The sequence below is a fragment of the Teichococcus rhizosphaerae genome, from assembly GCF_002631185.1.
Lineage (GTDB): Bacteria > Pseudomonadota > Alphaproteobacteria > Acetobacterales > Acetobacteraceae > Pseudoroseomonas > Pseudoroseomonas rhizosphaerae.
On record NZ_PDNU01000003.1, the window covers coordinates 124390 to 136812 of the forward strand.

Sequence of the window (12423 nt, forward strand, 5' to 3'; positions counted from 1 at the left end):
CGCCCCCTGCCAAGCCGGGCTGTTTTATCGGGCCGCTTTACTGGAGCGCGCCCCAGCGATCGACCGCCGGCTCGGCGCTGGCCCATTTCCACCCTTCCGCCTGGCGGCAGGCGGTGGCGACGAACAGCCCCTCGGGCGGCGCTTCCGGCTTGCCGCCTGCCACCGAGAACAGCACCTCGCGGCAACTGGCCAGCGGCGTGTCGATCACCCGCGTCACCTGGAGCTGGCCATCGGCGTCGCTGTAGCCGAAGGGCAGGCCATGGGCGATCCGCCAGGGGCGGCTCTCGCCCGGCGCCATCTCGCCGGCGGCGCGGGCGATGGCGTCCTGCTCGTCCCGCTTCAGGCCGCGCATCCAGCCGCCGATGGCGGCGTTGGTGGCCGAGCGGACGCCGAGGCCCACCGCGTAGCCCACCGCCGGATTGGCGGTGACGGCGCCGGTGGTGGCGCCCGAGACGGCGCCGCTGATGCCGCCGATCAGGTCGCAGCCGCCCAGCAGGAGGGCGCCCAGCGGCAGCGCCGCCAGGGCCAGGCGCCTCACTGCAACGCCCCCCAGCGCTCGGTGGCCGGCTCGGCGCTGGCCCATTTCCAGCGATTGCCGTTCTGGCAGATGATGGCGGTGTAGAAATCGGCGGCCTTCTTCTCGGCCTCCACCGAGAAGACGATCTCGCGGCAGCGGAGCGACAGGGCGCCGATCTCGCGGCTGACCGTCACCTGCCCGGCGCGGTCCTCGGCGATGGGCAGGCTGTGGGCGATGGACCAGCGCGCCACCGCGCCGGGCGCCAGCGGCCCGGCGGTGAGGGCGATGCGGTCCTGCTCGGCGCGCTGCAGGCGGCGCTGGGTGTATTGCAGCCCGGCCCGCGCCGCCGACTGCACGCCGATGCCGATGCCGGCGGCCACCGCGCCATTGTCAGTCACCGCATCGGCCAGGGCCGCGCCGCCGATGCCCGCGAGGTCGGCGGAACCCTCGGAGAGCACGGCGTTGCAGCCCGGCAGGGCCGCCAGAAGGGCGAGGAGGAACACGGGCTTCATCGTTGGGCATCCCTCCTGGGCCATGTGTCCTGCACCCGGATAGCTCGGTTTTCCCTTCGGGGCCAAGTCCGGGCCGGCGGGCCGCCGGGGAACGCCGGCGCGCCGGGCCGGTTACGCCCCCATCGCCACCGGCCGGGAGAACGCCATGAACCGCCTGAAATCCCTAACGGGCCGCCGCGCCTTCGGCGCCAGCCTGGCCGCCGGAGCCGGGGCCCTGTTCTGCGCCTGCGGCCAGGCGCGGGCGCAGCACGCGCCGCACGGCCAGGCGGGCGCGCCGGAGGTGCCGGGCGGGCCGCCCTCCACCCGCAACCGGGCGCTCGGCGCGGGGGCCGCGCTGCTGCAGACCAAGGCGCCGCTCAACGCCATGGATCTCTACCTGAACGGCTTCCACTTCTACGCCGACGAGCTGGGCCGCGCCGTGGAGGCGCACCACTACTGCACCCACCTGACCGAGGAGATGCACCAGTGCGTCATCTTCGACGGCAACGAGGCGGGGGCGCGGCTGATCGGCATCGAGTACATCATCTCCGAGCGGCTGTTCCGCGAGCTGCCGGAGGAGGAGAAGCCGCTCTGGCACAGCCACCACTACGAGACCACCTCCGGCCAGCTGGTCATGCCCGGCATCCCGGAGGCGGTGGAGACGGTGGCCATGCGCCAGCTTTCCACCACCTACGGCAAGACCTGGCACACCTGGCAGGTGGACCGCGGCGACGCGCTGCCGCTCGGCATCCCACAGCTCATGATGGGCTTCACCGCCGATGGCCAGCTCGACCCGGCGCGCACCGCCGAGCGCGACCGGCGCCTCGGCACGGACATGGCGGAGAAGCGCCGCGCGCGGGCCGAGATCCCGGTGCCGCAGGTGGCGCCCGGCGCCAATGCCTGGGAAGGCGGCCAGACCCCGCAGCTCCGCCTGGAGCAGGTGCCGGTGAGGAAGCCCTGACCGCGCGCTCCCGCCCTCAGGCTTCCAGCCGCGCCACCACCCGGTCGATGAAGGCCTCCGTCATGCCGAGATAGTTGGCCGGGTCCGTCAGCCGCGCGATGGCCTCGTCGTCCAGCGCCGCGCGGGTGCAGGCATCGCGCCGCAGCGCCTCGGCGAGCGGGATCGCCTCGGTCAGCGCCGCGTCGCAGGCCTGGTTCACCGCCTCATGCGCCGCGCCGCGGCCGACGATCCCGGCCAGCGCCATCATCACCGCCTCGGCCATGATCAGCCCGCCGCTGGCGTCGAGGTTGCGGCGCATGCGCGCGCCGTCCACCACCAGCCCCTCGGCGATGACGATCGCCTGGATCAGCGCGCCATGCGCCAGGGTGAAGGCCTGGGGCAGCGCCAGCGGCTCGGCCTGCCACGGCCCGGTGCCGCGCTCCTGGTCCGCCGCCATGGCGGCGAGCATCTGCGGCACCAGCGCATGGACGCCGCGCGTCTGGGCCAGCACGTATTCGCAGGCGATCGGGTTGCGCTTCTGCGGCATGGTGGAGGAGCCGCCGCGGCCGGGGGCGTGCGGCTCGAACACCTCGGCCACCTCGGTCTGCATCAGCAGCATCACGTCGGTGGCCAGCTTGGACAGGGCGCCGGTCAGCAGGCCCAGGAAGCACACCGCCTCCGCCACCGTGTCGCGCGCGACGTGCCAGGGCGCGTCGGGGGCGGCGAGCTCCAGCTCCCTCGCCAGCTCCTCCGCCACCTCCAGGCCCCGCCCGCCGAGCGAGGCGAGGGTGCCGGCGGCGCCGCCGAACTGCACCTTGAGCAGGCGCGGCAGCATCTGCTCCAGCCGCTCCCGCATGGTGATCAGCGGCGAAAGCCAGACGGCGCATTTGTAGCCGAAGGTGACGGGCAGCGCGTGCTGGAGATGGGTCCGCCCCGCCATCACCAGCCCGCGGTGCTCGCGCGCCTGGCGGGCCAGGGCGTGGCACAGCCGGTCCAGGTCGCTGCCCAGCAGCGCGAAGGCCTCGCGCAGCTGGAGCACCAGGGCGGTGTCCATGATGTCCTGGGTGGTGGCGCCCCAGTGGGTCCAGCGCCCCGCCTCCGTGCCGGCCAGCGACGAGAGCTGCTTCACCAGCCCGACCACCGGATAGCCGGTGTTGCGCGTGGCGCGCGCCAGCGCCGGCAGGTCGAGCTTCTCGATGGCGGCCGCCTCGGTGATGGCCGCCGCCGCCTCGCCGGGGATGATGCCGAGCCGCGCCTGGGCGCGCGCCAGCGCCGCCTCCACCGCCAGCATCTGGCCGATGAAGGCGCGCTCGCCGATCACGGCCCGCATCGCATCGGTGCCGTAGAGCACGGATAGCACGGAGCCATCGGCCGGGTTGACGGAGAGCATGCGCTCAGACCTCCAGGAACACGGTTTCGCCCTCGCCCTGCAGGCGGATGTCGAGCACCCAGCGCGCCGGGCCGTCGGGCCGGGCGATCAGGGTGGCGCGGCGCTCCGGCTCGGCGATGGAATTCAGCAGCGGGTCGGTGTCGTTCAGCGGCTCGCCGGCGAAGTAGAGGCGGGTGACGAGCGGCTTCAGCAGCCCGCGCGCGAAGATGGACAGCGCCACATGCGGCGCCTGCCGCGCATTGCCGCCGGCGGGCGCCGGCACCGGGCCCGGGCGCAGGGTGCTGAAGCGGTAGCGCCCCTCGCGGTCGGCGGCGCAGCGGCCGAAGCCGTGGAAGGACCCGTCGTAGCGGCCCTCCGCGTCGGCCTGCCAGATCTCCACCAGCGCGTCCGTCACCGGCTCCCCGGCGCCGTCCATGATGCGGCCGGTCAGCGTGATGGCGGCGGTGGCGAGGCCGGCATTCGGCCCGTCCATGCGCAGCAGGTCGGCCCATTCGGGGTGGTCGATCAGGTGCCAGTAGGGGCCGGCGGTCTGGCTGGCGGTGGCGACCATGCCACTCATTCCTCGTGCTCCTCCTCGAAGGGCGTGGCCGCGCGGCCGCGCAGCACGATATCGAACCGGTAGCCCAGCGCGTGGTTCGGCCGGGTGATGCCGAGGTCGAAGCGGGCGACGAGCCGCTCCCGCGCGGCGGCGTCGGGGGTGGCGTTGAAGATCGGGTCGAGCGGCAGCAGCGGGTCGCCGGGGAAGTACATCTGGGTGATCAGCCGCTGCGCGAAGCCGGCGCCGAACAGGCTGTAGTGGATGTGGACCGGGCGCCAGGCATTGTGGTGGTTGCCCCACGGATAGGCGCCGGGGCGGATGGTGGTGAAGCGGTACCAGCCCTCATCGTCGGTGAAGACGCGGGCCTGGCCGGTGAAATGCGGGTCGAGCGGCGCGTCATGCGTGTCGCCGGGATGTGCGTAGCGGCCGGCGGCGTTGGCCTGCCAGATCTCCAGCATGGTGCCGCGCAGGGGGCGGCCATCCTCGTCCAACACCCGGCCGGCGACGATGATGCGCTCGCCCAGCGCCTCGCCGCCGGCATGGCGCGTCATGTCCGGCGCCGGCGCGTAGAGGGCGGGGCTCATCGCCGGGGCGGAAATCTCGGTCGGCCCGTGCGGGACGCGCAGCAGCGGGCGCAACGGGTGGCGCAGCCGGGTGCTGCCATAGTCCGGCGCGTCGTAGTCCGGCTGCGTGCCGGGCCGGGGAGGGCGGTAGCCGGCGGGGTCCTGCGGCCGGCCTCTGTCGGCGGAGCCTTCCGTCATGTCGCTTCCTCCATGGCGCGAAGCGTTTCCTTGGCGAGCTTCAGCGCATGATTGGCCACCGGGACGCCGGCATAGGCGCCCACCTGCAGCAGCACCTCGGCCAGCTCCTCGGGCGTCACGCCGGTCTGGCGCGTCGCCTTCACATGCAGCACGAATTCCTCGTGCCGGGCGAGGGCGGCCATCATCGCCAGGGTCAACAGGCTGCGCGTGTGCCGGGGCAGCCCGGGGCGGGTCCAGATCTGCCCCCAGACATTGCGGGTGATGTAGTCCTGGAAGGGCGCGTCCAGCGCCGTGACGGCGGCCGAGGCGCGCGCCACATGCGCCTCGCCCAGCACCGCGCGCCGCACCGCGAGCCCCGCTTCCAGCGGGTCGGCCGCGGCGGCGGGCAGGGCGCCGAGATGCGCCAGCATCGCCGCCGTCAGTTCCTCGGCCGCCTCGTAGTTGGGGATGTGCCGGATGCCGGGCAGCACCAGCAGCGCCGCGCCGGGGATGCCGTCGCGCAGCGCCTCGGCCGCCTCGACGGGCGAGGCGGGGTCGAGCTCGCCGACAACGAGGGTGGTGGGCGCGCGGATGCGGCCCCGCACCTCCTCGGCGCGCGCGTCGCGCAGGGCGGCGGCGGCGGCGGCATAGCCCTCGGCATCGGTGCGCAGCAGCATGGTGCGCAGCCCGAGGCCGGAGGGCGCGTCCGGCTGCGCCACCCAGCGTGGCATCACCGCGTCGGCCAGCACCTGGGTGCCCTGGGCGCGCACCGCGTCGATGCGGGCCTGCCAGGTGGCGGGGTCGGGATATTCCAGCGCGGCGCCGATCAGCAGCAGGGAGGAGACCCGCTCGGGGAAGTCCGCCGCCAGCTGGAGCGCGATGCGCGCGCCGATGGACAGGCCCGCCACATGCGCCTGGCCGATCCCCAGCGCGTCCAGCAGCGCCACCACGTCCCCCGCCAGGCTTTGCATCGTGTGGTCGCCCGGCGGGAGGCCGGTGAAGCCATGGCCGCGCATGTCGGGGCGGATGACGCGGAAATGCCGCGCCAGGGCGGGCGCCTGGAGATCCCAGACATGCTGGGTGGTGCCGATGGAGTGCAGCAGCACCAGGGGCGGCGCGTCCTGCGGACCCTCCACCACGCAGTGAACCAGATGATCCGCGATCTGGATGAACATGGCCTGTGCCGATCCGCCCTGTGTCGATGCGCCGCGACGGTCGCGCCCGCCATGGCGATGGTCAATCCCCCAACCGCGCGGGCTTCAGCCCAGCCACCGCACCAGCGCCAGCGACAGGCCGGGAAAGGCGGCGCAGAGCAGCAGCCGCGCCACGTCCATCGCCAGGTAGGGCAGCACGCCGCGATAGATGCGGGCCATCGGCACGTCGCGCGCCAGGGCCGCGACGACGAAGACGTTCAGCCCGATGGGCGGCGCGGTGAGGCCGATGCCCACCACCACCAGCACCAGCACGCCGAACCAGATGGCCGTCTCGTCCGGCGCCAGGCCGAAATCCAGCGCCGTGACGACGGGAAAGAAGATGGGCAGCGTCAGCAGGATCATCGCCAGCTCGTCCATCACCGCGCCCAGCACGACGTAGCTGAGCAGCAGCAGCGCCAGGATGCCATAGGCCGGCAGGGACTGCTCGGCGATCCACAGCGCCAGCAGGTCCGGCGCCTGGGTCAGCGCCAGGAAGGCGTTGAACACCTCGGCGCCGAGCAGGATGACGAAGATCATCGCCGTGGTCTCGGCGGTGCCGCGGACCGCCTGCCACAGCCCGGAAAGGCCGAGGCTGCCGCGCAGCAGCGCCACCGCCAGCGTGGCGACGACCCCGATGGCGGCGCTTTCGGTCGGCGTGAAGATGCCGCCATAGATGCCGCCCACGACGACGATGGCGATGGCCAGCACCGGCAGCACGGCGCGCAGCGCGGCGCGCCGCCCGGCGGCGGAAAGGGCGGGGGCGGGCGGCATCGCCTCCGGCCGCCGCCGCGCCAGGACCAGGATGGCGGCGATGTAGAGCAGCGCCGCCAGCAGCCCCGGCAGCAGCGCCGCCATGAACAGCTTGGCGATGTTCTGCTCCGTGCTGATGGCATAGACCACCAGGATGACGCTGGGCGGGATGAGGATGCCCAGCGTGCCGCCCGCCGCGATGGTGCCGGTGGCGAGGCCGGGCTCGTAGCCATGGCGCCGGAGCTCGGGCAGGGCGGCGCGGCCGAAGGTGGCGGTGGTGGCGACCGAGGAGCCGCACACCGCGCCGAAGGCGGCGCAGGCGCCGATGACGCCGATGGCCAGGCCGCCGCGCCGCCGCCCCGCCAGCGCCTGGGCGGCGGTGAACAGGTCGCCCGCCAGCCCGCCGCGCTCGGCGATGGCGCCCATCAGGATGAACAGCGGGATGACGGAGAAGGTGTAGCTGGCGAAAAGGTGCCAGGGCGTGGCCTTGAGGTAGTTGGCCAGCACCTCCCAGCCCACGATGTGCTGGTAGCCGAAGGCGCCGACCAGCAGCATGGCCAGTCCCACCGGCGCGCGCAGCGCGATGAGCAGCAGCAGCGCGCCGAAGCCGCTGCCGGCGAGCAGGAATTCCTCGCTCAAGCCTTTTCCCCCGGCCGCAGGGCGCAGCGCAGCGCCGCCAGGGCGGTGGCCAGCAGGGCCAGCGCGCCGAGGCCGATCGCCCACCAGAGCGGCATGGACAGCACCATGCTGCGCGTGTCGCTGCGCAGCGCATCCAGCGCGCCGAGTGCCATGCGCCACGCCAGCAGCGCCGCCGCAGCGGCCCAGACGAGGTTCCAGAAGGCGTCGATGCCGCGGCAAAGGGTGGCGGGCAGCCAGCCGGTGAAGGTATCGACCAGGATGTTGGCGCGCCGCAGCGTGCCGAAGGCCAGGAAGCCGAACACGGCGAGGCCCGAGCCGGCCTGCACCAGCTCGAAGTCGCCCGGGATGGGCTGCCCCAGCAGCCAGCGGCGCAGCACGCTGGCCACGGTGAGCAGGGCGGTGGCCAGCAGCGTGGCGCCGCCCGCCAGCATCAGCGCCCGGCACAGCAGGGCGATGGCGCCGCCCCGCGGCGGCGCGGCGGCGGAAGGTCCGGTCATGGCCATGCGGGGCGGGTCCGGCGCGGGGCGGGGGTCATGTCGGCGCCTCCTGGGCGGGGCTTTCCGGTGCCGGCCGGCGGGCAGGCGTCAGGGGCGGCGGGCAGGTCCCGGCGGCGGGGCGCCGGGGACCGGGCGGCGCCCCGGTTCAGCCGGCATATCGCGCGAACAGGGCGCGGGCATCGGCCAGCAGCGCGGCGCCATCGACGTCGCGGCCCTTCATCTGCGCCAGCCAGGCCTCGGTCACCGGCTGGCAGGCGGCGCGCCAGCGCTCCGCCTCGGCCGCCTCCAGCTCGATCAGCGTGTTGCCGCGGCGGCGCGCCTGCTCCGAGACGATGACCGCCTGCTCGTCCAGCATGGCGCCGACCATGGCGGCGGCGGCCTGGCCGGACTGCGCGTCCAGCACGGCGCGCAGCTCGGCGGGCAGGGACTGGTACTTCGCCTTGTTCATCGCCAGGACGTTGGTGGCGACATAGAAGGTGGGGCTGCCCGGAAAGGCGGTGTGGTTGCGCACCAGCTCCTGCAGCTTGATGGAGGGCACCACCTCCCAGGGCACCACGGCGCCGTCCAGCACGCCCTGGGTCAGCGCCTCGGGCACCTGCGGCACCGGCATGCCGACGGGCGCGGCGCCCAGCGCGCGCAGCCCCTCGCCGGCCTGCCGCGTGGGGAAGCGCAGCTTCATCCCGCGCAGGTCCTCCAGCCGGCGCACCGGGCTGCGGGAATGGATCAGCCCCCCGTCATGCGACCAGAAGCAGAGCGGATGCACCTCGCCGAACTCCTCCGCCAGGTGCTTCTCGGCGAAGGCCTGGGTGGCGCGGGCATTGGCGAGCCCGCTGCGGTTGGCGACGAAGGGCAGCTCCAGCGCCTCGATCCGGGGGAAGCGGCCGGCGGTGTAGCCGGGAAGGGTCCAGACGATGTCGGCCACGCCGTCGCGCGCCTGGTCGTAGAGCTGCGGCGGCGCGCCGCCGAGCTGCATGGCGGGGAAGATGCGGATCCTGAGCCGCCCCTTCGAGGCCTCCTCCACCTGCTTCGCCCAAGGGGCCAGGAAGTTGCGGTGCACGTTGGAGACGGCGGGCAGGAAATGGTGCAGCCGCAGCGTCACCTCGTCGGCGCGCGCGGCGCGCGGGCCGAGCAGGGCGGGCGCGGCGGAGGCCAGCCCCAGCAGATGGCGGCGTTGCACCATGGACGTTTCCCTCGTGTGTTGCCGAATGTCGCCCATCCGGGCTTGGGGCCCGCCGATGGGGTGCCCCTCAAACTTTCTACCGTGGCGGCGCCCGCATCCGCAATCGCATTGCACGGGCGGCCCGGCGGGGCGGATCAGCCGCCCGCCGCGGAGACCTGCTGCTCGCCCTGGCCGCGCATCGCCCAGCCCGTGGTGCGCTGCTCGATCGCCGCCGCCACGGCATACATCGCGACGCCCATGAAGGCCGTGACCATCAGCCCGGCGAAGACCAGCGGCACGTCGAAGCGGCTGCTCGCCAGCATCATCAGCTGGCCGATGCCCTTGTTGGCCGCCACCGTCTCCGCCAGGATCGAGCCGACGAAGGCGACCGTGATGGCGATCTTCAGCGAGGCGAAGAAATAGGGCATCGCCCGCGGCAGCCCGACCTTGCGGATGATGTCCACGGGCCGGGCGCCCAGCGCCCGCAGCACGTCGCGCAGCTCCGGCTCCACCGTGGCGATGCCGGTGGCGACGTTGACCACGATCGGGAAGAAGCTGATCAGGAAGGCGGTGATGATGGCGGGGACGGTGCCGATGCCGAACCAGATCACCAGGATCGGCACCACCGCCACCTTGGGCACCGAGTTGAAGCCGATCAGCAGCGGGTAGAGGCCATGGTAGAGCAGGGTGGAGGAGCCGATCGCCACCCCCAGCGCCAGCCCGAAGACGATGGCGAGGCCGAAGCCCACCAGCGTCGTCATCAGCGTCTGCCAGGCATTCTCCAGCAGCGGCTGCCACCACTGCGCCATGCTGGCCGCGATGGCGGAGGGCGCGGGCAGGATGAAGGCGTCGATGGCGAAGGCGCGCACCGCCAGCTCCCACAGCAGGAAGGTGCCGAGGATGATCAGCCAGGGCAGCAGCCCCTGCAGCCGGCGGCGGCGGCGCGCCGCGGCGGCGAGGGCCTCCACACGGCGGGCATTGGCCTCGCCGCGGCGCGGCGCGTCATGCGGCATGCTCGGTCTCCTGGCCCTGCCGGGCGGCGTTGATGTGGTCGCGCAGCTCGTGCACCAGGTCCTGGAAGCGGGCGGTGTAGGTGTCCTCCAGGCTGCGCGGGCGGGGGAAGGGGACGCGCCGCTCGGCCAGGATGCGGCCGGGGCGGGAGGACATCACCAGCACGCGGTCGGCGAGAAAGATCGCCTCCTTCAGGTCGTGCGTCACCAGGATCACGGTGGGCTTCAGCGTCAGGCACACATCCTGTAGCTGCGCCCACAGGTCCTCGCGGGTGAAGATGTCGAGGGCGCCGAAGGGCTCGTCGAGCATCAGGAGCGCCGGGTCGTGCACCAGGGCGCGGCAAAGGCTGGCGCGCTGCTGCATGCCGCCCGAAAGCTGGTGCGGGTATTTCCCCTCGAAGCCGGCGAGGCCCACCATGGCGAGCAGGCGGCGCGCCTTCTCCTCATAGGCGGCGCGCTCGGCCCGCAGGCGGCGGCGGTGCGGCTCCACCACCTCGAGCGGCAGCATCACATTGGCCAGGATGGTGCGCCAGGGCAGCAGGGTGGGGTTCTGGAAGGCCATGCCCACCATGGGCAGCGGCCGGTCCACCTCCTGCCCGCCGACGACGACGCTGCCGGCGCTGGAGGGCCACAGCCCGCTCACCAGCTTCATCAGCGTGGACTTGCCGCAGCCCGAGGGCCCGACCACAGCGACGAACTCGCCCCGCGCCACCGAGAGCGTGGCATCGCGCAGCGCCAGCGTGCCTTCCGCCCCGCCATACCGCATGGAGACCTGATCGATCTCGACGAAAGGTCGCTCCACCGCCGCCATGCCGCACCTCCACCCTGCCGGTCCCGTTGCCCGGGGGCCAACTGCCAGCCCAGAACGGCCGAAGCAAGCGCCACGCCACGCGCGGCGGCCGGAAAGCGCGGATGGCGGGGCTGTCCTGGCCGCGTTGCGCCCGGTCGGGCGCAACGCGGCCGGTGGGCCGCGCGTTCCCGCTGCACCGTGCGCGCGCTAGCCTTCCCGGCATGATGGACCATGCCCTTCTCACCCCTTCCGAGATGGCGGAGGCCGACCGCGCGGCCGCCGCCGCCGGCCATTCCGGCCTGGCGCTGATGCGGGCGGCGGGCCGGGCGGTGGCGCAGGCGGTGCGCCGCCGCTTCCGCCCCTGCCGCGTGCTGGTGCTGGCCGGACCCGGCAACAATGGCGGCGACGGCTATGTGGCGGCCCGGCTGCTGGAACAGGCGGGCTGGCCGGTGGCGGTGGCGCCGCTCGCGCCGCCGCGCCCGGGAAGCGATGCCGCCGCCGTGGCCGCCGAATGGCGCGGCCCGGTGGTGCCGCTCGGCACCGCCGAGACCGGCCGGGCGGGGCTGGTGATCGACGCGCTGTTCGGCGCCGGGCTGGCGCGGCCGCTGGCGCCGGAGCTGGCCGCGCTGCTGCGGGGCGTGGCGGCGCCGCTTGTCGCGGTGGACGTGCCCTCGGGGCTGGATGGCGCCACCGGCCAGCCGCTCGGCGGCTTCGCGCCCCGGGCGGCGCTCACCGTCACCTTCTTCCGCCGCAAGCCGGGGCACCTGCTGCTGCCGGGGCGGGAGCTGTGCGGCCCGGTCGAGCTGGCGCAGATCGGCCTGCCGGGCAGCGTGCTGGACGGCATCCGCCCGCGCGCCTTCCACAATGCGCCAGGCCCGGCAGGAGAGGGATTGTGGGCGCTGCCGCGGCGCGGTGCCGAAAGCCACAAGTTCAGCCTCGGCCATGTCACGCTGGTGGCGGGGGCGGAGATGCCGGGGGCGGCGCGGCTGGCGGCGGGCGCCGCGCGGCGGGCGGGCGCCGGGCTGGTGACGGTGGCCGCGCCGGATGCCGCGACCGCCGCCCTGTTCCGCGCTGGCGAGCCGGGGCTGCTGGTGAGCGAGGCGCCGCCCGCCGCGCTGCTGGAGGACGGGCGGCGCAATGCGTGGCTGCTGGGCCCCGGCCTGCCGGCGGGGCCGGAAACGCTGGCGGTGCTGCGGCAGGCGGTGGAGGCCGGGCGCGCCGTGGTGGCCGATGGCGGGGCGCTGACGGCCGCCGCCGGCCGGCCGGCGGCGTTGCGCGGCGCGGCGGTGCTGACGCCGCATGCCGGGGAGTTCGCGCGGGTCTTCGGGGCGCCGGGCCCGGACCGCCTGGCCGCCGCCCGCGCCGCCGCCGCGCTGACCGGCGCGGTGACGGTGCTGAAGGGCGCCGACAGCATCGTCGCCGCGCCGGATGGCCGGGTGGCGATCAACGACCACGCGCCGCCCGCCCTGGCTACCGCCGGCAGCGGCGATGTGCTGGCGGGGCTGGTGGCCGGGCTGCTGGCGCAGGGCATGGCGCCCTTCGAGGCCGCCTGCGCCGCCGTCTGGCTGCATGGCGACGCGGCGTTCCGGGCGCTCGGCGGCGCTTCCCCGCAGGCGCCGCTGGTGGCGGAGGAGCTGCTGCCGGAAATCCGCGTGAGCATCGCTTCGCTGCTTCCCTTCTGACCTTGGGCTGCGGCAAATTGTCACCAGATGTTTCATCAGATTTCAGGATCGGTGGTCCACACTGCGCGTGGGCCAGCCGGCCCGGGC

Annotated in this window: 13 protein-coding genes; 2 read left to right on the forward strand and 11 right to left on the reverse strand. The window is 74.2% G+C overall.

Features of this window, described 5'->3' with window-relative positions; genetic code table 11:
* Positions 1–37: 37 nt before the first annotated feature.
* The gene (locus CR162_RS02990; protein WP_245870095.1) at positions 38–538 is read right to left on the reverse strand and encodes a hypothetical protein; all 501 of its coding nucleotides are present in this window, start codon (positions 536–538) and stop codon (positions 38–40) included.
* Positions 535–1029: a hypothetical protein gene (locus tag CR162_RS02995; RefSeq protein ID WP_176559689.1), complete on the reverse strand. Its 495-nt coding sequence runs from the start codon at positions 1027–1029 to the stop codon at positions 535–537. Before CR162_RS02995 ends, CR162_RS02990 begins: the two co-directional genes overlap by 4 nt.
* Before the next feature lie 145 nt (positions 1030–1174).
* On the opposite strand from CR162_RS02995, the gene CR162_RS03000 reads away from it, so the two are divergent.
* A complete protein-coding gene (locus tag CR162_RS03000; protein ID WP_176559690.1) occupies positions 1175–1969 on the forward strand; it encodes an OBAP family protein in 795 nt (264 codons plus the stop codon).
* A gap of 16 nt (positions 1970–1985) precedes the next feature.
* Here CR162_RS03000 and pcaB read toward each other — a convergent pair whose 3' ends face one another.
* From pcaB to CR162_RS03045, 9 genes are all read right to left on the reverse strand, one after another.
* Positions 1986–3338, reverse strand: coding sequence for a 3-carboxy-cis,cis-muconate cycloisomerase (gene pcaB, locus CR162_RS03005; protein ID WP_099094055.1), 1353 nt, complete (start codon positions 3336–3338; stop codon positions 1986–1988).
* A 4-nt stretch (positions 3339–3342) separates the two neighbouring features.
* A complete protein-coding gene (pcaG, locus tag CR162_RS03010; protein ID WP_099094056.1) occupies positions 3343–3897 on the reverse strand; it encodes a protocatechuate 3,4-dioxygenase subunit alpha in 555 nt (184 codons plus the stop codon).
* Entirely contained in the window at positions 3894–4637 is a 744-nt protein-coding gene (gene pcaH, locus CR162_RS03015; RefSeq protein ID WP_099094057.1) for a protocatechuate 3,4-dioxygenase subunit beta, read from the reverse strand. Before pcaH ends, pcaG begins: the two co-directional genes overlap by 4 nt.
* On the reverse strand, positions 4634–5791 hold the full coding sequence (gene pcaDC / locus CR162_RS03020) for a bifunctional 3-oxoadipate enol-lactonase/4-carboxymuconolactone decarboxylase PcaDC (RefSeq protein ID WP_099094058.1): 1158 nt from the start codon (positions 5789–5791) through the stop codon (positions 4634–4636). The genes pcaH and pcaDC overlap by 4 nt, the downstream gene beginning before the upstream one ends.
* Positions 5792–5875: 84 nt before the next feature.
* Complete coding sequence (locus CR162_RS03025) at positions 5876–7198, reverse strand: TRAP transporter large permease (protein ID WP_099094059.1); 1323 nt, start codon at positions 7196–7198, stop codon at positions 5876–5878.
* On the reverse strand, positions 7195–7701 hold the full coding sequence (locus tag CR162_RS03030) for a TRAP transporter small permease (protein WP_245870096.1): 507 nt from the start codon (positions 7699–7701) through the stop codon (positions 7195–7197). The genes CR162_RS03025 and CR162_RS03030 overlap by 4 nt, the downstream gene beginning before the upstream one ends.
* Positions 7702–7840: 139 nt before the next feature.
* The gene (locus CR162_RS03035) at positions 7841–8875 is read right to left on the reverse strand and encodes a TRAP transporter substrate-binding protein (RefSeq protein WP_099094060.1); all 1035 of its coding nucleotides are present in this window, start codon (positions 8873–8875) and stop codon (positions 7841–7843) included.
* Between the two features lie 134 nt (positions 8876–9009).
* Positions 9010–9867, reverse strand: coding sequence for an ABC transporter permease (locus CR162_RS03040; RefSeq protein ID WP_099094061.1), 858 nt, complete (start codon positions 9865–9867; stop codon positions 9010–9012).
* Complete coding sequence (locus CR162_RS03045; RefSeq protein WP_099094062.1) at positions 9857–10675, reverse strand: ABC transporter ATP-binding protein; 819 nt, start codon at positions 10673–10675, stop codon at positions 9857–9859. Before CR162_RS03045 ends, CR162_RS03040 begins: the two co-directional genes overlap by 11 nt.
* A 200-nt stretch (positions 10676–10875) precedes the next feature.
* Between CR162_RS03045 and CR162_RS03050 the strand changes: the two genes are divergently transcribed.
* Positions 10876–12336, forward strand: coding sequence for an NAD(P)H-hydrate dehydratase (locus tag CR162_RS03050; RefSeq protein ID WP_245870097.1), 1461 nt, complete (start codon positions 10876–10878; stop codon positions 12334–12336).
* The last annotated feature ends 87 nt before the right edge of the window (positions 12337–12423 follow it).

Bases quoted from the DNA above. Each gene is read 5' to 3' on its own strand.
- CR162_RS02995 (WP_176559689.1), bottom strand. From the start codon at position 1,029: ATGAAGCCCGTGTTCCTCCTCGCCCTTCTGGCGGCCCTGCCGGGCTGC.
- CR162_RS03000 (WP_176559690.1), top strand. From the start codon at position 1,175: ATGAACCGCCTGAAATCCCTAACGGGCCGCCGCGCCTTCGGCGCCAGC.
- pcaB (WP_099094055.1), bottom strand. From the start codon at position 3,338: ATGCTCTCCGTCAACCCGGCCGATGGCTCCGTGCTATCCGTGCTCTAC.
- pcaG (WP_099094056.1), bottom strand. From the start codon at position 3,897: ATGAGTGGCATGGTCGCCACCGCCAGCCAGACCGCCGGCCCCTACTGG.
- pcaH (WP_099094057.1), bottom strand. From the start codon at position 4,637: ATGACGGAAGGCTCCGCCGACAGAGGCCGGCCGCAGGACCCCGCCGGC.
- pcaDC (WP_099094058.1), bottom strand. From the start codon at position 5,791: ATGTTCATCCAGATCGCGGATCATCTGGTTCACTGCGTGGTGGAGGGT.
- CR162_RS03030 (WP_245870096.1), bottom strand. From the start codon at position 7,701: ATGGCCATGACCGGACCTTCCGCCGCCGCGCCGCCGCGGGGCGGCGCC.
- CR162_RS03035 (WP_099094060.1), bottom strand. From the start codon at position 8,875: ATGGTGCAACGCCGCCATCTGCTGGGGCTGGCCTCCGCCGCGCCCGCC.
- CR162_RS03040 (WP_099094061.1), bottom strand. From the start codon at position 9,867: ATGCCGCATGACGCGCCGCGCCGCGGCGAGGCCAATGCCCGCCGTGTG.
- CR162_RS03045 (WP_099094062.1), bottom strand. From the start codon at position 10,675: ATGGCGGCGGTGGAGCGACCTTTCGTCGAGATCGATCAGGTCTCCATG.
- CR162_RS03050 (WP_245870097.1), top strand. From the start codon at position 10,876: ATGATGGACCATGCCCTTCTCACCCCTTCCGAGATGGCGGAGGCCGAC.